The sequence below is a fragment of the Streptomyces sp. FIT100 genome, from assembly GCF_024584805.1.
Lineage (GTDB): Bacteria > Actinomycetota > Actinomycetes > Streptomycetales > Streptomycetaceae > Streptomyces.
Genome location: NZ_CP075715.1, coordinates 4773326 through 4794549, shown reverse-complemented (window position 1 = coordinate 4794549; position 21224 = coordinate 4773326). Strand labels below are relative to the sequence as shown.

General features: G+C 71.8%; 19 protein-coding genes. 9 read left to right on the top strand and 10 right to left on the bottom strand.

Annotated elements, in window-relative coordinates; all coding sequences use genetic code 11:
* Window positions 1-417: 417 nt before the first annotated feature.
* On the bottom strand, window positions 418-2124 hold the full coding sequence (locus KK483_RS21795) for a glycerol-3-phosphate dehydrogenase/oxidase (RefSeq protein ID WP_262006877.1): 1707 nt from the start codon (window positions 2122-2124) through the stop codon (window positions 418-420).
* 278 nt (window positions 2125-2402) lie between these two features.
* On the opposite strand from KK483_RS21795, the gene KK483_RS21790 reads away from it, so the two are divergent.
* Together KK483_RS21790 and KK483_RS21785 are read left to right on the top strand one after the other, a co-directional pair.
* Window positions 2403-3644 (top strand): nucleotide sugar dehydrogenase, encoded by a 1242-nt coding sequence (locus KK483_RS21790; protein WP_262006876.1) that lies wholly within the window; start codon window positions 2403-2405, stop codon window positions 3642-3644.
* A 155-nt stretch (window positions 3645-3799) separates the two neighbouring features.
* Entirely contained in the window at window positions 3800-4336 is a 537-nt protein-coding gene (locus KK483_RS21785; protein ID WP_262006875.1) for a hypothetical protein, read from the top strand.
* 110 nt (window positions 4337-4446) lie between these two features.
* Here the strand turns inward: KK483_RS21785 and KK483_RS21780 are convergent, their stop codons facing one another.
* The 4 genes from KK483_RS21780 to KK483_RS21765 all read right to left on the bottom strand — a co-directional run bounded on the left by KK483_RS21780 (window position 4447) and on the right by KK483_RS21765 (window position 8891).
* Complete coding sequence (locus KK483_RS21780; RefSeq protein ID WP_262006874.1) at window positions 4447-5571, bottom strand: GuaB3 family IMP dehydrogenase-related protein; 1125 nt, start codon at window positions 5569-5571, stop codon at window positions 4447-4449.
* Between the two features lie 105 nt (window positions 5572-5676).
* Window positions 5677-7179, bottom strand: coding sequence for an IMP dehydrogenase (gene guaB / locus KK483_RS21775; RefSeq protein ID WP_262006873.1), 1503 nt, complete (start codon window positions 7177-7179; stop codon window positions 5677-5679).
* Between the two features lie 213 nt (window positions 7180-7392).
* Window positions 7393-7980, bottom strand: a complete 588-nt coding sequence (locus KK483_RS21770; protein WP_262006871.1) for a sigma-70 family RNA polymerase sigma factor — start codon at window positions 7978-7980, stop codon at window positions 7393-7395.
* Between the two features lie 299 nt (window positions 7981-8279).
* Complete coding sequence (locus KK483_RS21765) at window positions 8280-8891, bottom strand: response regulator transcription factor (RefSeq protein ID WP_003948568.1); 612 nt, start codon at window positions 8889-8891, stop codon at window positions 8280-8282.
* Between the two features lie 382 nt (window positions 8892-9273).
* Between KK483_RS21765 and KK483_RS21760 the strand changes: the two genes are divergently transcribed.
* A complete protein-coding gene (locus tag KK483_RS21760) occupies window positions 9274-9600 on the top strand; it encodes a WhiB family transcriptional regulator (RefSeq protein WP_262006870.1) in 327 nt (108 codons plus the stop codon).
* 78 nt (window positions 9601-9678) lie between these two features.
* On the opposite strand, the gene KK483_RS21755 is transcribed toward KK483_RS21760, so the two are convergent.
* The gene (locus tag KK483_RS21755) at window positions 9679-10569 is read right to left on the bottom strand and encodes a LysR family transcriptional regulator (RefSeq protein WP_262006868.1); all 891 of its coding nucleotides are present in this window, start codon (window positions 10567-10569) and stop codon (window positions 9679-9681) included.
* 79 nt (window positions 10570-10648) lie between these two features.
* Here KK483_RS21755 and KK483_RS21750 point away from each other — a divergent pair, with 79 nt between their 5' ends.
* A complete protein-coding gene (locus KK483_RS21750) occupies window positions 10649-11314 on the top strand; it encodes an MOSC domain-containing protein (RefSeq protein ID WP_262006866.1) in 666 nt (221 codons plus the stop codon).
* 61 nt (window positions 11315-11375) lie between these two features.
* Window positions 11376-12149 (top strand): SDR family oxidoreductase, encoded by a 774-nt coding sequence (locus KK483_RS21745; RefSeq protein ID WP_262006865.1) that lies wholly within the window; start codon window positions 11376-11378, stop codon window positions 12147-12149.
* On the opposite strand, the gene KK483_RS21740 is transcribed toward KK483_RS21745, so the two are convergent.
* Window positions 12112-13920, bottom strand: coding sequence for a DUF2264 domain-containing protein (locus KK483_RS21740; RefSeq protein WP_262009629.1), 1809 nt, complete (start codon window positions 13918-13920; stop codon window positions 12112-12114). The two genes, KK483_RS21745 and KK483_RS21740, sit on opposite strands and share 38 nt — an antisense overlap.
* A gap of 130 nt (window positions 13921-14050) precedes the next feature.
* Here KK483_RS21740 and KK483_RS21735 point away from each other — a divergent pair, with 130 nt between their 5' ends.
* Window positions 14051-15142 carry a substrate-binding domain-containing protein gene (locus KK483_RS21735; RefSeq protein ID WP_262006864.1) on the top strand — a complete coding sequence of 364 codons (1092 nt, stop codon included), beginning with the start codon at window positions 14051-14053 and terminating at the stop codon, window positions 15140-15142.
* A gap of 110 nt (window positions 15143-15252) precedes the next feature.
* Window positions 15253-15948 (top strand): ester cyclase, encoded by a 696-nt coding sequence (locus KK483_RS21730; RefSeq protein ID WP_262006863.1) that lies wholly within the window; start codon window positions 15253-15255, stop codon window positions 15946-15948.
* Window positions 15949-16124: 176 nt separating this feature from the next.
* Here the strand turns inward: KK483_RS21730 and groL are convergent, their stop codons facing one another.
* Complete coding sequence (gene groL, locus KK483_RS21725) at window positions 16125-17753, bottom strand: chaperonin GroEL (protein WP_262006862.1); 1629 nt, start codon at window positions 17751-17753, stop codon at window positions 16125-16127.
* A gap of 101 nt (window positions 17754-17854) precedes the next feature.
* Window positions 17855-18163 (bottom strand): co-chaperone GroES, encoded by a 309-nt coding sequence (gene groES / locus KK483_RS21720; protein ID WP_015035628.1) that lies wholly within the window; start codon window positions 18161-18163, stop codon window positions 17855-17857.
* Between the two features lie 336 nt (window positions 18164-18499).
* Between groES and KK483_RS21715 the strand changes: the two genes are divergently transcribed.
* Window positions 18500-18925, top strand: a complete 426-nt coding sequence (locus tag KK483_RS21715) for a DUF6234 family protein (RefSeq protein ID WP_262006861.1) — start codon at window positions 18500-18502, stop codon at window positions 18923-18925.
* A gap of 24 nt (window positions 18926-18949) precedes the next feature.
* On the opposite strand, the gene KK483_RS21710 is transcribed toward KK483_RS21715, so the two are convergent.
* Window positions 18950-19903: a polysaccharide deacetylase family protein gene (locus tag KK483_RS21710; RefSeq protein WP_262006860.1), complete on the bottom strand. Its 954-nt coding sequence runs from the start codon at window positions 19901-19903 to the stop codon at window positions 18950-18952.
* On the opposite strand from KK483_RS21710, the gene KK483_RS21705 reads away from it, so the two are divergent.
* Window positions 19902-21224, top strand: a complete 1323-nt coding sequence (locus tag KK483_RS21705; RefSeq protein WP_262006859.1) for a class I SAM-dependent methyltransferase — start codon at window positions 19902-19904, stop codon at window positions 21222-21224. The two genes, KK483_RS21710 and KK483_RS21705, sit on opposite strands and share 2 nt — an antisense overlap.

The window sequence follows — 21224 nt, the reverse complement described above, 5'->3', positions numbered from 1 at the left end:
CGCGCGATGCGGTAACCCGCCCTGGAAGAGCCCCCATTCTCTCTCACTCCGGGACCGGTGAGTCTCCCGGGTCCACCGTGTGTCAGGTCGGGCCTGTGGAAGGGGATTCGGCCCGGCGTGCACCACCGGAATCGGGACGAGTCGGATCGGGACGAGCCGGACCGCGGTGAGCCGGACCGAGGTGAGCCGGACCGCGACGAGCCGGACCGCCGTGGGCCAGACCGAGGCGAACCCGCACCGCGACGAGCCGGACCGCGGTGGGCCAGACCGAGGCGAGCCCGCACCGCGGTCGGGCCGGACCGCGGTGGGCCAGACCGAGGCGAGCCCGCACCGCGGTCGGGCCGGACCGCCGTGAGCCGGACCGCCGTGGGCCCGCACCGCAGTCGGGCCGGACCGCGGTGAGGCGGACCGCGGCTATCAGATCGGGACGATGTCCGGTGCGCCCAGGCGGGCCGCGTCCGCCGTCAGGTCGTCCGGCTGGCGCTGGGACTCGCGCTCCGCCTCGACCCGCTTCTCGTAGTGCTCGACCTCCTTCTCGATGTGCTCCTTGTCCCACCCCAGCACCGGCGCCATCAGCTCCGCGCACTCGCGCGCACAGCGCGTGCCCCGGTCGAAGGTCTCGATCGAGATCCGTGTCCGGCGTGTGAGGACGTCGTCCAGATGACGGGCCCCTTCGTGCGACGCGGCATAGACGACCTCCGCGCGCAGATAGTCATCCGCGCCGGTGAGCGGCTCACCGAGCTGCGGGTCGGCCGCGACGAGTTCGAGGAGCTCCTCGGTCATCGAGCCGTACCGGTTGAGCAGATGCTCCACCCGGGCGACATGGATGCCCGTGCGCGCCGCGATCCTCGCCCGCGCGTTCCACAGCGCCCGGTAGCCCTCGGCCCCGAGCAGCGGCACGTCCTCCGTGACGCAGGCGGCCACGCGCTGGTCCAGGCCGTGGACCGCAGCGTCCACGGCGTCCTTCGCCATCACCCGGTACGTCGTGTACTTCCCGCCGGCGACGACGACCAGCCCCGGGACCGGATGGGCCACCGTGTGCTCGCGGCTGAGCTTGCTGGTCGCGTCCGACTCGCCGGCGAGGAGCGGCCGCAGCCCCGCGTACACCCCCTGCACGTCGTCGCGGCTGAGCGGCACCGCGAGCACCGAGTTGACGTGCTCCAGCAGATAGTCGATGTCCGCGCTGGAGGCGGCCGGATGGGCCTTGTCGAGGTCCCAGTCGGTGTCCGTCGTGCCCACGATCCAGTGGCGGCCCCAGGGGATGACGAAGAGCACGGACTTCTCGGTGCGCAGGATGAGCCCGGTGGTCGAGTGGATCCGGTCCTTGGGCACGACCAGATGGATGCCCTTGGACGCCCTGACGTGGAACTGGCCGCGCTCGCCGATCAGGGCCTGGGTGTCGTCCGTCCACACCCCCGTGGCGTTGACGATCTGCTTCGCCCGGACCTCGTACTCCCCGCCGGCCTCCACGTCCTGCACACGGGCGCCGACGACCCGCTCGCCCTCCCGCAGAAAGCCGATGACCCGTGCGCGGCTTGCGACATGGGCGCCGTAGCTCGCGGCCGTGCGCACCAGGGTCGCGACATAGCGGGCGTCGTCCATCTGGGCGTCGTAGTACTGCAGGGCGCCGACGAGGGCGTCCCTCTTCAGGCAGGGTGCGACCTGGAGGGCGTGCTTGCGGGACAGGTGGCGGTGGGTGGGCAGCCCGCGGCCGTGGCCCGAGGAGATCGACATCGCGTCGTACAGCGCGACGCCCGAGCCCGCGTAGAGGCGCTCCCAGCCCTTGTGCTGGAGGGGATAGAGGAACGGCACGGGCTTGACGAGATGGGGGGCGAGCCGCTCCAGCAGCAGTCCGCGCTCCTTGAGGGCCTCCCGGACCAGCGCGAAGTCCAGCATCTCCAGATAGCGCAGCCCGCCGTGGATGAGCTTGCTCGATCTGCTGGAGGTGCCCGACGCCCAGTCCCGGGCCTCGACCAGGCCCGTCGAGAGTCCTCGTGTCGCTGCGTCCAGTGCCGTGCCGGCACCGACCACGCCGGCGCCGACGACCAGCACGTCCAGCTCACGCTCCGCCATCGCGGCAAGCGCCTCGGCCCGCTGAGCAGGCCCCAGTGTCGCTGTCCTCACGACTGCCTCCCGTCGCCCCCGTAGGTCGGACTCATCGAGCCCGGGCCCGGAAAGCCCACGCTCACAACCTCGATTCTGTCCGCACTCACCGACTTCAGCCACCGCCTGTGGACAACACTCGGGCTGCCAGACACTCGCAATGCCGTATTTCGGTCATATTTACGCCTAGTGTGACATGGTGCCCTGCTGGTCCCGACTCGTTCCGTCCACAGGACTTGCGGGCCATGTCCCCTTCGGCTACTGGGAGCTTCGGCTACCGGGAAGGACGGTTCACCGCCATGCCCGCAGATCTCGCCGTCATCGGACTCGGCCACCTCGGACTGCCGCTCGCCCAGGCCGCCGTGGCCGCCGGCATCAACGCCGTCGGCTACGACACCGACCCCGGAGCCGTCGCCGAACTCGCCGCGGGACGCCCGCCGGTGGACGGTTCGCTCAGCGCCTCCGAGATCCGCCGGATGCTCTCGGGGGGCTTCCGGCCGACCACCGACCCGGCCGAGCTGGGCCGGGTCCGCACCGCCGTCATCTGCGCGCCCACCCCGCCCGGCGCGGACCGGGCGCCGGATCTGACCGCCGTCGGCGACGCCGCCCGCGCGCTGGCCGCGCGGCTGCGCCCGCACATGACCGTGCTGCTGGAGTCCGCGGTCGCTCCGGGCACTACGGAGAGTTATCTCAGGCCGATCCTGGAGGAGGGCTCCGGGCTGCGCGCGGGCCGCGACTTCCACCTCGCGTACTCCCCCAGCCGGCTCGACCCGGGCAACCGCAGCCACACCTGCGCCAACACCCCGAAGGTGATCGGCGGGCTCACGCCCGCCTGCACCGAATCGGCCGCGGCGTTCTACGGGCGCGTCACCGACAAGGTGGTCCGCGCACGCGGACTGCGCGAGGCCGAGACCGTCAAGCTTCTGGAAACCAACTTCCGGCACGTCAACATCGCCCTGGTCAACGAGATGGCGGTGCTCTGCAACGAGCTCGGGGTCGACCTCTGGGACGTCATCCGCTGCGCCGAGACCAAGCCGTTCGGCTTCCACGCCTTCCGCCCGGGGCCCGGCGTCGGCGGCCACGGGGTGCCCCTCGACACGATCGGCCCGCACCGTCCGCTGCGGCTGGTCGAACTGGCGGGCCACATCAACGAGCGCATGCCGCAGTACGTCATCCAGCGCTGCGCCACGCTCCTCAACGAGCACGGCAAGTCCGCGCGCGGCGCACGCGTGCTGCTGCTCGGCATCACGTACAAGCCGGACCTCGCCGACCTCCAGGGCTCCCCCGCGCCCGAGATCGCCCAGCGCCTGTTGGAACTGGGCGCCTCCGTCAGCTACCACGACCCGTACGTCCTCGACTGGCGGGTCCGCGACCGGCCCGTCCCCCGCGCGGACTCCCTCTACGAAGCCGCGGCCAACGCGGATCTCACGATCCTGCTCCAGCACCACCGCACCTACGACCTCCAGGGCCTGGCCGTGAAGGCCCAGGTACTGCTGGACACCCGGGGCGCGTCTCCTGCGGGCGCGGCGCACCGGCTGTAGGCGCCCACACGCGGCCACAGCGGCGGCCACGGCGGGCGTTCAGGCAGTTCAGGCAGTTCAGGCAGCCCGGGCGTGCGCTGTCGGGCCGGGGTGCTAGCCTCCAGCGCCACTTGTCGCACATCCGTGCGCTTCCTTGTCCCGTGGGGGGATTCCGCATGTCTCAGTCCGTACCGCCGTCCGGCAACCCGTTCGCCGACGGCGCCACCTCCGACGCACCCGGCACACCCGGCACACCCGACGCGTCCGACACGGAGTCCGCGCCGGCTCCCGCGCCCGCTCCGGCCCGCAACAACCTGCCTCTCGGCCTCGTCGCGGCCCTGGTCGCCGCGCTCGTCGGCGGCGGCGTCTACGGCGGTGTCGCCGGGGCGATCGAGCGCGAGATCGGCTGGGCCGCCATCGGTGTCGGCTTCCTGGTCGGCTTCGCCGCCGCCAAGCTGGGCGGCCGCAACCCGCTCCTGCCCGTCGTGAGCGCTGCGCTCTCCCTGGGAGCCGTCTACGCCGGGCAGCTCCTCGCCATCGCGATTTTCGCCGCCAAGGAGCTCAAGGTCTCCGCGACCGAGATGTTCTTCGACAACTTCTCGCTGCTGACCCAGGCGTGGAACGAGGGCAAGGACTTCATGACCTTCGTCTTCTTCGCCCTGGCCGCCGTCGCCGCGTTCGCCGGCGCCAAGAAGGCCACCGCCGCGGAGTGACCTCCGATGCACGACCGGGGCCCGGCACCATGACGGTGCCGGGCCCCGGTCGTACCCGCTCGTGCCGCTCGTCGCGTACGACGCGAACTGCGTACGACGCGAACCGGGCGTCAGCGCTTGTGCTGCGAGTCCGCGACCGTCACCTCGACGCGCTGGAACTCCTTGAGCTCGCTGTAGCCCGTGGTCGCCATGGCGCGCCGCAGGGCGCCGAAGAAGTTCATCGAGCCGTCCGGGGTGTGTGACGGGCCGGTGAGGATCTCCTCCGTCGTGCCGACGATGCCGAGGTCGACCAGCTTGCCGCGCGGCACGTCCTCGTGGACGGCCTCCATGCCCCAGTGGTGCCCGCGGCCGGGCGCGTCGGTGGCCCGGGCCAGCGGGGAGCCGATCATCACGGCGTCCGCGCCGCAGGCGATCGCCTTCGGCAGGTCGCCGGACCAGCCGACACCGCCGTCGGCGATGACGTGGACGTACCGGCCGCCGGACTCGTCCATGTAGTCGCGGCGGGCGGCGGCGACATCGGCGACCGCCGTGGCCATCGGGACCTGGATGCCCAGCACGTTGCGCGTGGTGTGCGCGGCGCCGCCGCCGAAGCCGACGAGGACACCGGCCGCGCCGGTGCGCATCAGGTGCAGGGCGGCGGTGTACGTGGCGCAGCCGCCGACGATGACCGGGACGTCGAGCTCGTAGATGAACTGCTTCAGGTTCAGCGGCTCAGCGGCGCCCGAGACGTGCTCGGCCGAGACGGTCGTGCCGCGGATGACGAAGAGGTCCACGCCCGCGTCGACGACGGTCTTGGAGAACTGGGCGGTGCGCTGCGGCGAGAGCGCGGCGGCCGTGACGACGCCCGCGTCGCGGACCTCCTTCAGGCGCTGCGCGATCAGCTCCTCCTTGATCGGCGCGGCGTAGATCTCCTGGAGGCGGCGGGTCGCGGACTCCGCGGGCAGCTCCGCGATCTCGTCGAGCAGCGGCTGCGGGTCCTCGTAGCGGGTCCACAGGCCCTCGAGGTTCAGCACGCCGAGGCCGCCCAGCTCACCGATGCGGATCGCGGTCTGCGGGGAGACGACGGAGTCCATGGGAGCGGCCAGGAAGGGCAGCTCGAAGCGGTAGGCGTCGATCTGCCACGCGATCGAGACCTCCTTCGGGTCCCGGGTGCGCCGGCTCGGTACGACGGCGATGTCGTCGAACGCGTACGCCCTGCGGCCGCGCTTGCCGCGCCCGATCTCGATCTCAGTCACGATGTGTGGCCTTTCCCTCTACGTCTGCGCCTACCAGTATCCCCGACACACACGTGAGGGGCGGTCCCGGGAATCCCCGGAACCGCCCCTCACGAAACGCTCGCGCTACTTCCTGCTGTAGTTCGGCGCCTCGACGGTCATCTGGATGTCGTGCGGGTGGCTCTCCTTGAGCCCCGCCGACGTGATCCGTACGAACCTGCCGCGGTCCTGCAGCTCCGGCACCGTCCGGCCGCCGACATAGAACATGGACTGGCGCAGACCGCCGACCAGCTGGTGGACGACCGCGGAGAGCGGACCGCGGTAGGCCACCTGGCCCTCGATGCCCTCGGGCACGAGCTTCTCGTCGGAGGCGACGCCCTCCTGGAAGTACCGGTCCTTGGAGAAGGAGCGCTGCTCGCCACGGGACTGCATGGCACCCAGCGAGCCCATGCCGCGGTACGACTTGAACTGCTTGCCGTTGATGAACAGCAGCTCGCCCGGGGACTCCTCGCAGCCCGCGAGGAGCGAGCCCAGCATCACCGTGTCGGCACCGGCGACGAGCGCCTTGGCGATGTCTCCGGAGTACTGCAGACCGCCGTCGCCGATGACCGGGATGCCCGCCGCCTTGGCGGCCAGCGACGCCTCGTAGATCGCCGTGACCTGGGGGACGCCGATGCCGGCGACCACGCGGGTCGTACAGATCGAGCCGGGGCCGACGCCGACCTTGATGCCGTCCACGCCCGCGTCGACGAGCGCCTGGGCGCCGTCGCGGGTGGCGACGTTGCCGCCGATGACATCCACGGAGGCGTTCGACTTGATCTTGGCGATCATGTCGCCGACCAGCTTGGAGTGGCCGTGTGCCGTGTCCACGACGATGAAGTCGACACCGGCCTCGATCAGGGCCTGGGCGCGCTCGAACGCGTCACCCGCGACACCGACGGCGGCACCGACGAGCAGCCGGCCTTCCTTGTCCTTCGCCGCGTTCGGGTACTTCTCCGCCTTGACGAAGTCCTTGACGGTGATCAGGCCCTTGAGGACGCCCTGGTCGTCGACGAGCGGAAGCTTCTCGATCTTGTGGCGGCGCAGCAGCTCCATGGCGTCCACGCCGGAGATGCCGACCTTGCCCGTGACCAGCGGCATCGGGGTCATGACCTCGCGCACCTGGCGGCTGCGGTCCGACTCGAAGGCCATGTCGCGGTTGGTGACGATGCCGAGCAGCTTGCCCGCGGGGTCCGTGACGGGGACGCCGCTGATGCGGAACTTGGCGCAGATCGCGTCGGCCTGGGCGAGCGTCGCGTCGGGGTGCACCGTGATCGGGTCGGTGACCATGCCGGACTCGGAGCGCTTCACCAGGTCGACCTGGTTGGCCTGGTCGGCGATGGAGAGATTGCGGTGCAGCACGCCGACGCCGCCCTGGCGGGCCATCGCGATGGCCATCCGGGACTCGGTCACCTTGTCCATGGCGGCGGACAGCAGCGGGATGTTCACCCGGACGTTCCTGGAGATGAACGAGGAGGTGTCGATCTGGTCGGGCGCCATGTCGGACGCGCCGGGCAGCAGCAGCACGTCGTCGTAGGTCAGCCCGAGTGTCGCGAATTTCTCGGGCACTCCGTCGACGTTGGCAGTCATGACACCTTCCCCAAATGGCCTTGATCGGTGCGGATGTCCATGCTAACGGGAACCCGGGGTGTCTCATTCCACGATCAAGATCACCCGGAAGCTTTGTACGTTCACACGGACGCCGCAAACGTACGTGTACGGACGCGGACGGTGGTCGCGAACGAGTATCCGGACGGGTGGACCCGGACGGTCGGTCGCGGACGGTTGGTCGCGGACGGTCGGCTACTGCTCCGCCAGCGCCCGCAGCCTGCTCAGCGCCCGGTGCTGTGCCACCCGCACCGCACCCGGCGACATCCCCAGCATCTGTCCGGTCTCCTCGGCGGTCAGCCCGACGGCGACCCGCAGCACCAGCAGCTCGCGCTGGTTCTCGGGAAGATTGGCGAGGAGCCGCTTGGCCCACTCGGCGTCGTCGCTGAGGAGCGCCCGCTCCTCGGGGCCGAGCGAGTCGTCGGGGCGCTCGGGCATCTCGTCGGAGGGCACGGCCGTGGAGCCGGGGTGCCGCATCGCGGCCCGCTGGAGGTCGGCGACCTTGTGCGAGGCGATGGCGAAGACGAACGCCTCGAACGGGCGTCCGGTGTCCTTGTAGCGCGGGAGCGCCATGAGGACCGCGACGCAGACTTCCTGCGCGAGGTCCTCCACGAAGTGGCGGGCATCACCTGGCAGCCGGTTCAGCCGGGTGCGGCAGTACCGCAGGGCGAGCGGGTGCACATGGGCCAGCAGGTCGTGCGTGGCCTGCTCGTCGCCGTCGACGGCACGAAGGACGAGAGCACCGATGGCCCCGTGGGCATTCGCCGCCTCGTCGTTGCGCATCGGTCCATGGTGCCTTGGCTGCCGCTGGTCCGCGGCACCAGGTCCGTGGTTGTGCACCGAAGCGTTATGAGCAGGTGCGCCGGAAGTCATCTCCTGCGCCCTCCCCTTGCGCTCGACATACTCGTCCCCGAGGAACTCCACATCTCAAGGATGCGGCATTCCGCGGGAAACGTGTGCGCGCGGACGCGTACGGATGTGTACGGACCGCGGTCGCCCCGCCCGCCGGCAGGCAGGCGGGGTGGGCGCGCACCCGGTCCGCCGAGTGGCGGCCGGGTCGCCCCGGGCGGGCCGGGCACCGCTCAGCGGACCAGGCCCCAGCGGAATCCGAGCGCGACCGCGTGCGCCCGGTCCGAGGCGCCCAGCTTCTTGAACAGCCGCCTGGCGTGCGTCTTCACCGTGTCCTCGGAGAGGAACAGCTCGCGCCCGATCTCGGCGTTGGACCTGCCGTGGCTCATGCCCTCCAGCACCTGGATCTCGCGCGCGGTGAGCGTGGGCGCGGCGCCCATCTCCGCCGAGCGCAGCCGGCGCGGGGCGAGCCGCCAGGTCGGGTCGGCGAGCGCCTGGGTGACCGTGGCCCGCAGCTCGGCACGCGAGGCGTCCTTGTGCAGATAGCCACGGGCGCCGGCGGCCACGGCGAGCGCGACGCCGTCGAGGTCCTCGGCGACGGTGAGCATGATGATCCGGGCGCCGGGGTCGGCGGAGAGCAGCCGGCGGACCGTCTCGACGCCGCCCAGTCCGGGCATGCGTACGTCCATCAGAATCAGGTCCGAGCGGTCGGCGCCCCAGCGGCGGAGGACTTCCTCGCCGTTGGCCGCGGTCGTCACGCGCTCTACGCCGGGCACGGTTGCCACCGCGCGGCGGAGCGCCTCTCGGGCGAGCGGGGAGTCGTCGCAGACGAGGACGGATGTCATGGCCGCCCTCCGCAGCTGATGCGCGTCACCTTGAGCCTCCAGGCTGGTTACGTATCGTCACCTGTGCGGTTGACGCTCCCGGAACTTCTGCCCGAGTGCTTGTTCTCTCAACCGCTCCGCACTCTCAACGACGGTCACTCGAAAGAGTTACGGGTACGACGGGCACCTTCGGCACTCTACGTGAGGACTCGCGCACGGAGACGCGCAACACGGCCCACCAGGGCCTTGTCCGGGCCCTGTGCCCCCATTTAGCGGCTTTTCTTCCCTTTTGTCAGTGTCTGTGGCTAGATTCGCAATGAGTCATATTTACATCTACTAACACCGTAGATGTACGGTCGGAGCTCAGGCATCCACTCAGCACGGCTACAAGGGGACATGCGCTATGGCAGATTTCTCCCGCCTTCCCGGACCGAACGCCGATCTGTGGGACTGGCAGCTGCTCGCGGCGTGCCGTGGGGTAGACAGCTCTCTCTTCTTCCATCCCGAGGGGGAACGCGGCGCGGCAAGGAGTGCGCGCGAGAACTCGGCGAAAGAGGTCTGCATGAGGTGCCCGGTGCGCGCGGAGTGCGCGGCCCACGCGCTGGCAGTGCGGGAGCCCTACGGGGTATGGGGCGGACTGACGGAGGACGAGCGTGAGGAGCTCATGGGGCGGGCACGGAACCGTCTGATCCCGGCGTCGAGCGCCGGCGGCGTCACCGGACACGGTTGACGCGGACACTTGACACACCTTCGAAGAAACGTTCCTGCACCGATCGGCCGACCCATCGGCGGCCGGGCGTAGGGGAGTTCAGCGTGCGGCGGCCAGGGCCAGCTGGTCCAGGGTGGCCGCGACCGTGGGCACATGAGCCAGATCGGGGAGGGTCAGAGCGACGATCTCGCGGTGGACGGACGGCTCCAGCGCGACCGTCCGCGCGCCCTTGGGCAGCACCGACTCCAGCGCAAGACCCGGCAGCACCGCCACGCCGAGTCCCGCGCCGACGAGTCCGACCACGGACGGGTAGTCGTCCGTGGCGAAGTCGATCCTGGGAGTGAAGCCGGACTCCTCGCAGACCGCGACGAGTTGGCCGCGGCAGCGCGGGCAGCCCGCGATCCAGGGTTCGTCGGCCAGCTCGCCGATCGAGACCGACCCGGCGTCCGCGAGCCGGTGCCCCTCGGGGACCAGACCGACCAGCCGGTCGCTGAGCAGCGGCCGTACGACCAGGTCCGCCCACTCCGCGCCGGCGGACCCGTAACGGAAGGCCAGCGCCACATCGCAGTCGCCGTCGCGCAGCATCTCCTCCGAGCGGGGCGGCTCCGCCTCGACGAGCGAGACCCGGGTGCCGGGGTGTGCCGCGCGCAGGGCGGCGAGCGCCGTCGGCACCAGGGTCGAGCTGCCGCTCGGGAACGAGACGAGGCGGACCCGGCCGGCCCGCAGTCCGGCGATCGCCGCGACCTCCTCCTCGGCGGCGGTCAGCCCGGCGAGGATTCCGGCGGCGTGGCGCACCAGGGCCTCACCCGCCTGGGTGAGGCGCATCTCGCGGCCCGTACGGACCAGCAGCGGTGTGCCCGCGGACGATTCGAGCGCCTTCATCTGCTGGCTGACGGCGGGCTGGGTGCAGCCCAGTTCGCGCGCCGCGGCCGAGAAGGAGCCGGTGGCGGCGACGGCGCGCAGGACACGGAGATGACGGGCCTCGATCACCGCTCAAGCATAAGGCGTACTTGGGGAAGGCGGGAAATACTGCGTCGACACTTTGACGGGGAGCATCTAGCGTGGGGCCATGAAGCTGTTGAGCGTGAATCTGGGGCACCGCAAGGCCGTCGACTACGCCGACATCGGCGCCACCGGGATCGACAAGCGCCCCGCGGACGGGCCGGTCCGGGTCTCGGCTCCCGGACCCAAGGGGACGGGGGGCAGCGGCCTCGACGGGGACGTGGTGTGCGAGCTGCGCCATCACGGCGGCAACGACCAGGCGGTGTACGCCTTCGCGCGCGAGGACCTGGATTTCTGGGAGCGCGAGCTGGGGCGCCCGCTCGCCAACGGCTGCTTCGGCGAGAACCTCACGACCACCGGGCTCGACGTGAACGGCGCGAAGGTCGGCGAGCGCTGGCGCATCGGCCCCGACCTGGTGCTCGAGGTCGTCTGCGGGCGCATCCCCTGCCGTACGTTCGCCAGTTGGCTCGGCGAGCGGGGCTGGGTGCGGCGCTTCACGGCGCAGGCCGCCCCCGGCGCCTATCTGAGGGTGATCGAGCCCGGCTGGATCAGCGCGGGCGATCCGGTCGAGATCGTGCACCGCCCCGACCACGACGTCACCGTCTCGCTGTCCTTCCGGGCCGGCACCACCGAGCGGGAGCTGCTGCCGCAGGTGCTCGCGGCGGGCGAGGCACTCCATCCGGAGCAGCTGAGGGACGCGCGGGAGTACGTAGCCAAGTACGGGGCGCCGTAGCGGCCGTTGCGGCACCGGCCTGACGCGTCGTACACGCACGCGGGGCACTAACGTGCCGCGTATGACGACAGCACTGATTACCGGCGCGACCGCCGGCATCGGCGCCGCCTTCGCGCGGCGCCTCGCGGCCGACGGGCACGATCTGGTCCTGGTGGCGCGGGACACCAAGCGGCTCCAGGAGCAGGCGACCGAGCTCCACGACCGGCACGGCATCGAGGCGGAGGTGCTGAGCGCGGACCTGGCCGAGGAGGCCGGGATCGCCTCGGTGGAGGCGCGGCTCGCCGACCGCCGCCGCCCGGTCGACCTGCTCGTGAACAACGCCGGATTCGGCAACAAGGGGCGGTATCTGGAGGTGTCCATGGCCGATGAGCTGCGGATGCTGAAGGTGCACTGCGAGGCCGTGCTGCGGCTGACGTCGGCGGCCGCGGGGTCGATGCGGGAGCGGGGCCGGGGCGGGGTGGTGAACGTCGCGTCGGTGGCGGCGTTCCTGCCGCGCGGGACGTACGGGGCGTCCAAGGCGTGGGGCGTGCAGTTCACGCAGGGCGCGGCGCGCGATCTGGCGGGCACGGGGGTGCGGCTGATGGCGCTGTGCCCCGGCTTCGTACGGACCGAGTTCCACCAGCGGGCGGGGATGGGCACGGACAGCATCCCGGGCTGGATGTGGCTGGACGCCGACAAGCTGGTGTCGGCGGCGCTCGCCGATCTGGCTCGCGGGAAGTCGCTGTCGATCCCGGACCCGCGCTACAAGGCGCTGATGGGCGTCGTGAAGCTGGCGCCGCGCGGTCTGCTGGGCGGGGTCAGCTCCAGGGCGGGCCGCAAGTACGGACCGCGGTAGTCCCGTCCTGCCAGGTCACCGTGAGCGTGCGGTCGGTGACCTCGACGTCGGCCAGCGCGGTGACGGGCGCGGGGTCGGGCTCGTCGGTGAGCGAGGCGAGGGCGACGAAGAGCGTCGCGGGTCCGTCGCCGGTCGTGCCGTGGAGTGCGGCGGTGCGGCTGAGCGGGCCCTGGAGGGTGGGGCCGGTGTCGGAGGTGCTGCGCACGGTGTAGCCGTGCACCGGCTGGAGCTGGGCGGTCGGCCCGTCGGGGGTGGTGGCCCAGCCGGTCTGGCGCGCCGGGGTGCCTTCGGGGGCTCCGGTGACGAGATGGGCGCGGACCTCGGCGCGGCCATGGGCGAGCGTCAGGGAGTGGACGCGGATGCCGGGGTGCGGGGTGTGGGACGAGGCGGCCCAGTCGGGTCCTGACCCTTCGGGCTCGGGGGCCCCGCGCCGGGTGGGCCGGCCGGCGACGACCAGGGCGAAGTGGTTGTCGTCGGCGGCGGGGCCGGTGCGGGTGGAGTAGGCGAAGCGGGCGTAGCAGGGGTCGTCGTCCATGGCGCGCTGGCTGGAGCCGTGGTTGTGGAGGCGTACGAGCCCGTCGGCGGCGGTGGACTGGACGAGCAGCCCCGGCCCGGCGAGCGGGGTGACGGCGTCCGCGGTCTCGGCGGGCAGCGGCTCCTCGCGGGCGGTCCAGGCGGGGTGGCCGGGCGGCAGGAGGAGCCCGGCGAAGCCCTTGGAGGCCCAGTAGGGGGAGCCCGGTCCCGAGTAGGACTGGAGGACGGGTTCGTACGGGCCGTGCCAGCCGAGCGTGAGCAGTCCTCGCTCGTCGGTGGCGCCCCGGTCGAGGAAGTGGCGCAGGGCGCCGGAGGCGAGGCGGCGGGTGGCGCCGGGGGTGAGCGGGGTGTGGCCGGTGAGGGCGCCGAGCCAGGGGGCGGCCGCGGCGGCGAAGCGATAGGTCAGGGAGCGCCCGAACGGCATGGGCGAACCGTCGGCGCCGAACAGGCGCCCGTAGGCGTCGAGATGGGTGCGCAGGCGGGGGCCGTACCGGTCGAGCATGGCCTTGTCGCCGGCGAGATGGGCGTGCAGGACGGGGTAGAAGTGCAGGGCCCAGGCGTTGTAGTGGTCGAAGGCCCGCCCGGCCCCGTCGCTGTACCAGCCGTCGCCCAGGTACCAGTCCTCGACGCGGGCGAGTGAGCGCTCGATGGTGCGCCGGGCGCGGTCGGTCTCGATGCCGGCGTCCTGGAGGAAGCCGGCGACGGTGAGGCCGAAGAACCACCAGTTGTTGTCGACCGGGGACGGGCCGAGGGCGGACATCAGCCAGTCGGCGGTGCGCTGCCGGGTGGCGTCGTCGAGGGCGTCCCAGAGCCAGGGGCGGGTCAGGCGCAGCGAGATCGCGACGGACGCGGATTCGACGATCGCCTGGGGCGTGTCGGCCATCTGGGGCCAGGCGTCGGCGGCGCGGTGGCGGCCGGGGGCCGTTCCGGAGGCGAGCCCTTCGGCGTACCGGTCGAGATGGCCGTACGGATCGGCGCCGCCGGCCCCGGCGACCCGGAAGGCGGCGAGGAGGAGCGTACGGGCGTAGCCTTCGAGTCCGTCCGAGCGGACTCCGGACGAACTGGGGCGCGGGCCGGGGAGGTTGATCAGTCCGTGGTGGCGCGAGGTGTACGGGCGGACGGCCAGCAGGAGCCGGTCCGCCGTGGCTTCCCAGTGGTCGCGGGTCCAGCCCGTGTACGGGCTGAGCTCACGGTCCTCGGGCGGCGCGGGCGCAGGCTCGGGCGCGTGCTCGGGCATGGGACCGATCATGGCATGAATCGTTAAAAGGTCAATGACCTTCGAGCGATTGATCGAATCACTTGTCATTCGATCACCGTGCATTAGGGTCTGGCCGAAGGCCACCACACACCGCGAGGGGGACCGCCGCGTGCGCGAGAGTGCCGCCGAACGTCACGACAGACTGCTGAACCTGGTGCGCCGCCGCGGCACCGCCCGCGTCTCCGAACTGGCGGGCCAGCTCGGGGTCTCCTCCGTCACCGTGCGCCGTGACGTCGAGGCGCTGGCGGGGCGCGGACTCCTGGACCGCGTGCACGGATCCGTGTCGTGGCCGGAGGGGCACGGCCTCCCGCAGCAGCGGGCCGGCGGCGGCGGACTGGTGATCGGCATGCTCGCGCCCTCGGCGACGTACTACTTCGCCGAGGTGATCCGCGGGGCGAGCGAGGCCGCCGAGCGGGACGGCGCACGGATCGTGCTGCGGATCTCCGACTACCGTCCCGCGGAGGACCGTGCGCGCACCGAAGGGCTGCTCGCAGCGGGCGTCGAGGGGCTGCTGATCGCGCCGGGGTGGCGCAGCGCCGACGACCCGGCCGAGCACAGCGCCTGGATCACACGGCTGCCCGTACCCACCGTGCTGCTGGAGCGCCGCCCGGCCCCGGGCAGCGCGCTCGACGCACTGGACCGGGTCTCGTCGGACCACGGGCACGGGGTGCTGCTCGCCGTGCGCCACCTGATGGACCTCGGGCACCGGACGCCGCTGCTGGTGGCGCGCGCGGACAGCCCGACCGCGCTCGCGGTGCGCTCCGGGTACGCGGAGGCGCTGCGCGTGCTCGGCCTTGCCGCGCCGGGGCCGGTGATCGCATCGGTGCCGGCCGAGGAGGACCCCGAGGGGTTCGAGGCGGCGGCGCAGGCGGTGCGGGCGGCGGTCGCGGCGGGCACGGCGACGGCGGCGCTCGCGCACAACGACGTCGACGCGATCCAGCTGATGCAGCGCCTGGGCGAGCTGGGGGTGCGGGTGCCGGAGGACCTGGCGCTGATCGCGTACGACGACGAGGTCGCGGCGCTCGCCGACACACCGCTGACGGCGGTCGCGCCGCCGAAGCGCCATGTGGGGCGGCACGCCACGGAGTTGCTGATGGAGCGGCTCACGGAGCGGCGGGGCGAGGACGAGCCGCGGCGCCATCTGACGCTGCTGCCGCGGCTGAACGTACGGGAGTCGTGCGGGGCGGCCGGGAGGCGCTGACGCGCTCGGCTCCCACGGCCGACTCTTGGCGAAAGCGGGCTTTCGATCGATCACCCGTTCACTTTCGGAACACTAAAATGGGCCTGTCCCAGCGACTTCCGGGAGACGCCATGACATTCGTACAAGTGATCGACTGCAAGACGGATCGCGTGGACGAGCTCAATCGGCTCATGGACAGCTGGATCGAGCAGACCAAGGGCAGGCGCACCGCCACGCACAGCATGGTCGGCACGGATCGCTCGGACTCGACCCATGTCATCGAGATCGTCGAGTTCCCGTCGTACGAAGAGGCGATGAAGAACTCGAACCTGCCCGAGACCGACCGGATCTTCCAGGAGGTGGTGGCGCTCTGCGACACGATGCCGACCTTCACCGACCTGGAGGTGCTGCGGGACGAGCAGCTCAACGAGGCCGCCTGCCGCAGGTTCTTCACGGAGGCGATGCCCGGGGGTGACGCCGGAGTCTTCGGCGAACTGCTCACCGCGGACTACCGCGACCACGATCCGGCCAACCCCCGGGACGTCGTCGGCGTCGAGGCGTTCCTGCGGGAAGTCGCCGCGTGGCGGGCCGGGTTCGACTTCACCTTCACGGTCGAGGACCAGATCGCCGACGGCGAGCGGGTCTGCACGCGCTGGACCTGGAACGGCCTGCACAAGGGCGAGTTCCTGGGCGTCACGCCGACCGGCAGGCAGGTGGCCATGACGGGGACGACCGTGCACCGGTGCCGCGAGGGCCTGATCTGCGAGGGCTGGTGGCAGTACGACCGGCTCGGCCTGATGGGACGGCTGGGCGTGCTGGAGATGTAGGCGTACGGAGCAGGCGTACGGAGCAGGCGTAGGCGCGCGTAGGCGAACGCAGGCGCGCGTTGCAGGCGTACGGGCGCGGGAGGCGCAGGGGCGCGGGCGCACGGGAGGCGTACGCGAAAGGCCCCCGTTCCCTCTCCGGGAACGGGGGCCCCGACGCTCGGACCCTCGGCGGGTCGTCAGTGGGCGTGACCGTGGCCGTGGCCGTGGCCCGCCTCCGCCGGCTCCTCTTCCTTCTTCTCCACCACGAGGGTCTCGGTGGTGAGCAGCAGGGAGGCGATCGACGCGGCGTTCTCCAGCGCGGAGCGCGTGACCTTGACCGGGTCGATGACGCCGGCCTTCACCAGGTCGCCGTACTCGCCGGTCGCGGCGTTGAAGCCGTTGCCCTTCTCCAGCTCCGCCACCTTCGCGGTGATGACGTAGCCCTCGAGGCCGGCGTTCTCGGCGATCCAGCGCAGCGGCTCGACGGCGGCGCGGCGGACGACCGCGACACCGGTGGCCTCGTCGCCGTCCTTGCCGAGGTTGCCGTCCAGCACCTTGACGGCGTGGACCAGCGCGGAGCCACCACCGGAGACGATGCCCTCCTCGACCGCGGCGCGGGTCGCGGAGATGGCGTCCTCCAGACGGTGCTTCTTCTCCTTCAGCTCCACCTCGGTGGCGGCGCCGACCTTGATCACGCACACGCCGCCGGCCAGCTTCGCGAGGCGCTCCTGGAGCTTCTCGCGGTCCCAGTCGGAGTCCGTGGTCTCGATCTCGGCCTTGATCTGCGCGATGCGGCCGGCCACGTCCCCGCTCTGGCCGCCGCCGTCGACGATCGTCGTGTCGTCCTTGGTGACGGTGACGCGGCGGGCGGAGCCCAGCACGTCCAGACCGGCCTGGTCGAGCTTGAGGCCGACCTCCTCGGCGATGACGGTGGCACCGGTGAGGGTGGCCATGTCCTGGAGCATCGCCTTGCGGCGGTCACCGAAGCCGGGGGCCTTGACCGCGACCGCGTTGAAGGTGCCGCGGATCTTGTTGACGACGAGGGTGGAGAGCGCCTCGCCCTCGACGTCCTCGGCGATGATCAGCAGCGGCTTGGAGCCACCGGCCTGGATGACCTTCTCCAGCAGCGGCAGCAGGTCCTGGATGGAGGAGATCTTGCCCTGGTTGATCAGGATGTACGGGTCGTCGAGGACGGCCTCCATACGCTCCTGGTCGGTCACCATGTACGGCGACAGGTAGCCCTTGTCGAAGGCCATGCCCTCGGTGAAGTCCAGCTCCAGGCCGAAGGTGTTGGACTCCTCGACGGTGATGACACCGTCCTTGCCGACCTTGTCCATCGCCTCGGCGATGAGCTCGCCGACCTGCTGGTCCTGGGCGGACAGCGCGGCGACGGCGGCGATGTCGGACTTCTCCTCGATCGGACGCGCGGTGGCGATCAGCTCGTCGGAGACGGCCTTCACCGCGGCGTCGATGCCCTTCTTCAGGGAGGCCGGGGAGGCACCGGCGGCGACGTTGCGCAGACCCTCGCGGACCAGGGCCTGGGCGAGCACGGTGGCGGTGGTGGTGCCGTCACCCGCGATGTCGTTGGTCTTGGTCGCCACCTCCTTCACCAGCTGGGCGCCGAGGTTCTCGTACGGGTCATCGATCTCGACCTCGCGGGCGATCGTGACACCGTCGTTGGTGATGGTGGGGGCGCCGAACTTCTTGTCGATCACGACGTTGCGGCCCTTGGGGCCGATCGTCACCTTGACCGTGTCGGCGAGCTTGTTGACGCCGCGCTCAAGGGCGCGACGGGCGTCCTCGTCGAACTTCAGGATCTTCGCCATGGAGCTTCTCAAGTCCTCTCAAAACGAACCGCGCCCCGGACCGCCCGGCTTCTTACGACGCGGGGGCCAGGGGCGCGGCTCAATGCAAATCTGCCGGTGAACTACTTCTCGACGATCGCGAGCACGTCGCGGGCCGAGAGGACGAGGTACTCCTCGCCGTTGTACTTCACCTCGGTGCCGCCGTACTTGCTGTAGAGCACGACATCGCCGGTCTTGACGTCGAGCGGCAGCCGCTCGCCGTTCTCGAAACGGCCCGGGCCAACGGCCAGGACGACGCCCTCCTGGGGCTTCTCCTTGGCCGTGTCCGGAATGACCAGGCCAGAGGCCGTGGTCTGCTCGGCGTCGAGCGGCTGGACCACAATGCGGTCCTCGAGCGGCTTGATGGCAACCTTGGAGCTGGTGGTCGTCACGATCCGACCTCCCCCTTCGGAGATCTCACGGGGTTCATCTGTCTGAGGTGGCGACCAGGTGGATCCGTCGTCGCGGGTGCCGGACCTGCCCGTCGCTGTGTTGGCACTCTCCGGTGGGGAGTGCCAGAGCCGAGACTATGACCGCGATTAGCACTCGGTCAAGCGGAGTGCCAATGAGCGACCCGCTCGGCGCGGCGAGCCGGGGTCCGGCGGGGCTCCGGGCGGGTCTCCGGACCGGGCTCGGGACCGGCTCCGACGGAGACGACGGAGACGACGGTTCGGCCTCGATACGGCAACGACCACGCGCGGCCCCGCGTTCCGTACGACCATGCGGGCGTGCCCCCGCCCCTCCCCCCGCGGCGCGTGCCCGAGCGCGGCCCCGCCTCGCTCTGGGGCGACGCCGCGCTCGCGCTGTTCGTCGTGTTCGTGGACGCGATCGCCCTCGCGGCCGCCGCGCTGTGGGCGTTCGCCGTCGGTCGGCGGGATCCGACGGGGACCGCCGGGTCACCTCCTGTGGAATCGGAGTGGTACGTCGGCGGCGTCGCCCTGCTCGTCGGCCTGAGCGCGTACGCCTTCGTCCGCAGCCGCCACCGGATCACGGCGGCGGCCCAGGTCCTGGTGGCCGCGGTGCTGTGTCTCGGGCTCCTCGCCTCCGTCGCCCAGGAGGCCCGCAACCACCCGGGGCCGGCGCCCCGGCCCACCGGGCACCGGTGCGTCTGCCACAGCGCCGGCGGGAGCTGTCACGGCTGCGCCGGCGACTGAGGGGCGCCGGCCGGACCCCCAGGGTCAGACGTAGTCCTCCAGCCGCGCCACCGCGTAACCCTGTGCCGTGACGACGTTCATGACGTTGCGGATCAGGTCGGCCATGCTCGCCTTCCACTCCGCCTTGCCGCGGAAGTGCGTGAGGATGATGTCGCCGGGATGCAGCTTCCGGTCCCACTCCCGCCACTCCATGTGGTCGGGGAACGCCTCCGCGGCCCACAGCGGCACACCCTTCACACCGCACGACTTGGCCGCCCGCAGCGTGTTCCGGTCGTAGTTGCCGTACGGCGGGCGGAAGAGCCGGGGCCGGCTCCCGAATCGTTTCTCCATCTTCCGCTGCTGCCCGCAGATCTCCGCCTTCTGCTCCTTGTACGAAAGCGCGGGCATGTAGCGGTGGCTGAGGGTGTGGTTGTGCAGGGTGACGCCGCGGTCCTGCATCTCCTCGAAGAAGTCGTAGTCGTCGCGCACGACGTAGTCGGTGAGGAAGGCGCTGTACGGGATGGAGAGCTCGGTCATCATCCGCAGCAGCTTCGGATCCTTGTCGACCCCGTCGTCGATCGTCAGGAAGACGACCTTCTCCTTGGTCGGGACGGCGGTGAAGACCGGCGGCAGGCCCTTGCCGCCGGTGACCTCGAAGCCCTTCCGGGTGGTGACGTCGGGCTTCTCGGCGGGCGGGGCGGGCGCGGCGAGCGGGGTCTTCCTGAGCTTCCACCGCCTGGCCGCCGCGACGCGGGCGGCGTGGGCCTTTCTCGTCCGTTCGGCGTAGGCGGCGAGCGCACCGGCGGGGCCGGCGCCCTGGCCGCCGGCCCGCGGCTGGCCCGGGGCGGGTCTGGGGGGACGGGCGCCGTCGCTGCCCGGGGTCGCGGCCGGTTCGGTGGCACAGCCCGATCCGGCCGCGGCGACGAGGAGCACGGAGAGCACCGCACCGCGCACCCGCCAACCATTTCTCATTTTTTCCTTTTGTCGTACAAGCTGCATGGCGCCGCATCCTGTCAGCGCCACACCCTCGCGACGGGCAGGCACCGCCGCCCCGCGCGGCACCGTCCCCCGACTGGCCGACAATGGCGGGGTGAACGACGCCTCCTCCCCCCGCCCCGGCTCCCCCGGCCCCGGCCCGCTCCTCGGCCCGCTGCTCGGCGCCGAAGGGCAGGCCCTGCTCGCCTCGCTGCGCGACCACGACCCGGCCGAGGAGCTGGCCCTCGCGACCCGGCTGCGCCGCGACCACCCGGCCGAGCTGGTCTCGGCGGCGCTGGGGCAGGCACGGCTGCGGCAGCGGGCGGCGGCGAAGTTCGGCCCGGACGACGCCTACCGGATGTACTTCACGCCGAACGGCGTCGAACAGGCCACGCGCGCGTCGGTCGCCGCCCACCGCGCCGGACGGCTCGCCGCCCTCGGCGTCCGTACGGTGGCGGACCTGTGCTCAGGCATCGGCGGCGACGCGATCGCGCTCGCCCGCGCCGGGATCTCCGTCCTGGCCGTGGACCGCGACCCGCTCACCGCCGAGACCGCACGCGCCAACGCCGAGGCCCTCGGCCTGGCCGGGCTGATCGAGGTCCGCTGCGCGGACGTCACCGAGGTCGACACGTCCCCGTACGACGCGGTCTTCGCCGACCCGGCCCGCCGGGGCGGCCGGGGCAGGATCTTCGACCCCGAGGCGTACTCCCCGCCGCTGTCCTGGGCGATCGGCGCGGCCCGCACCGCCCGGTACGCGGCGCTCAAGGTCGCCCCCGGCATCCCGCACGAGGCCGTCCCCGAGGACGCCGAGGCCGAGTGGATCTCGGACCACGGCGACGTCAAGGAGGCCGTCCTCTGGTTCGGCACCGCCCCCGGCGCCCGCCGCGCCACCCTCCTGCCCTCCGGCACCGGCCTCACCGCCCGCGGCCTCCCGAACCCCGCCGTCCGCAAACCCGGCCGCTTCCTCTACGAGCCCGACGGCGCCGTCATCCGCGCCCATCTCGTCGCCGAGGCGGCCGAGGAGCTCGACGGCGGCCTCCTCGACGAGACGATCGCGTACATCACCTCGGACGAGCTGCGCCCGACGCCGTACGCCACGGCCTACGAGATCACCGACGAGCTGCCCTTCAACCTGAAGAAGCTCAAGGCCCTGCTGCGCGTACGCGAAGTCGGCACCCTCACGGTCAAGAAGCGCGGCTCGGCGGTCGAACCGGAAGAACTCCGCCGCAAGGTGAAGCCGACCGGCCCGAACGCGGCGACGGTCTTCCTGACGCGGGTCGCGGGTGCGCCGTCGATGCTGATCGGCGGCCCGGCTCGGCTCGGATCACAGCCCCGGGCCGAGTGA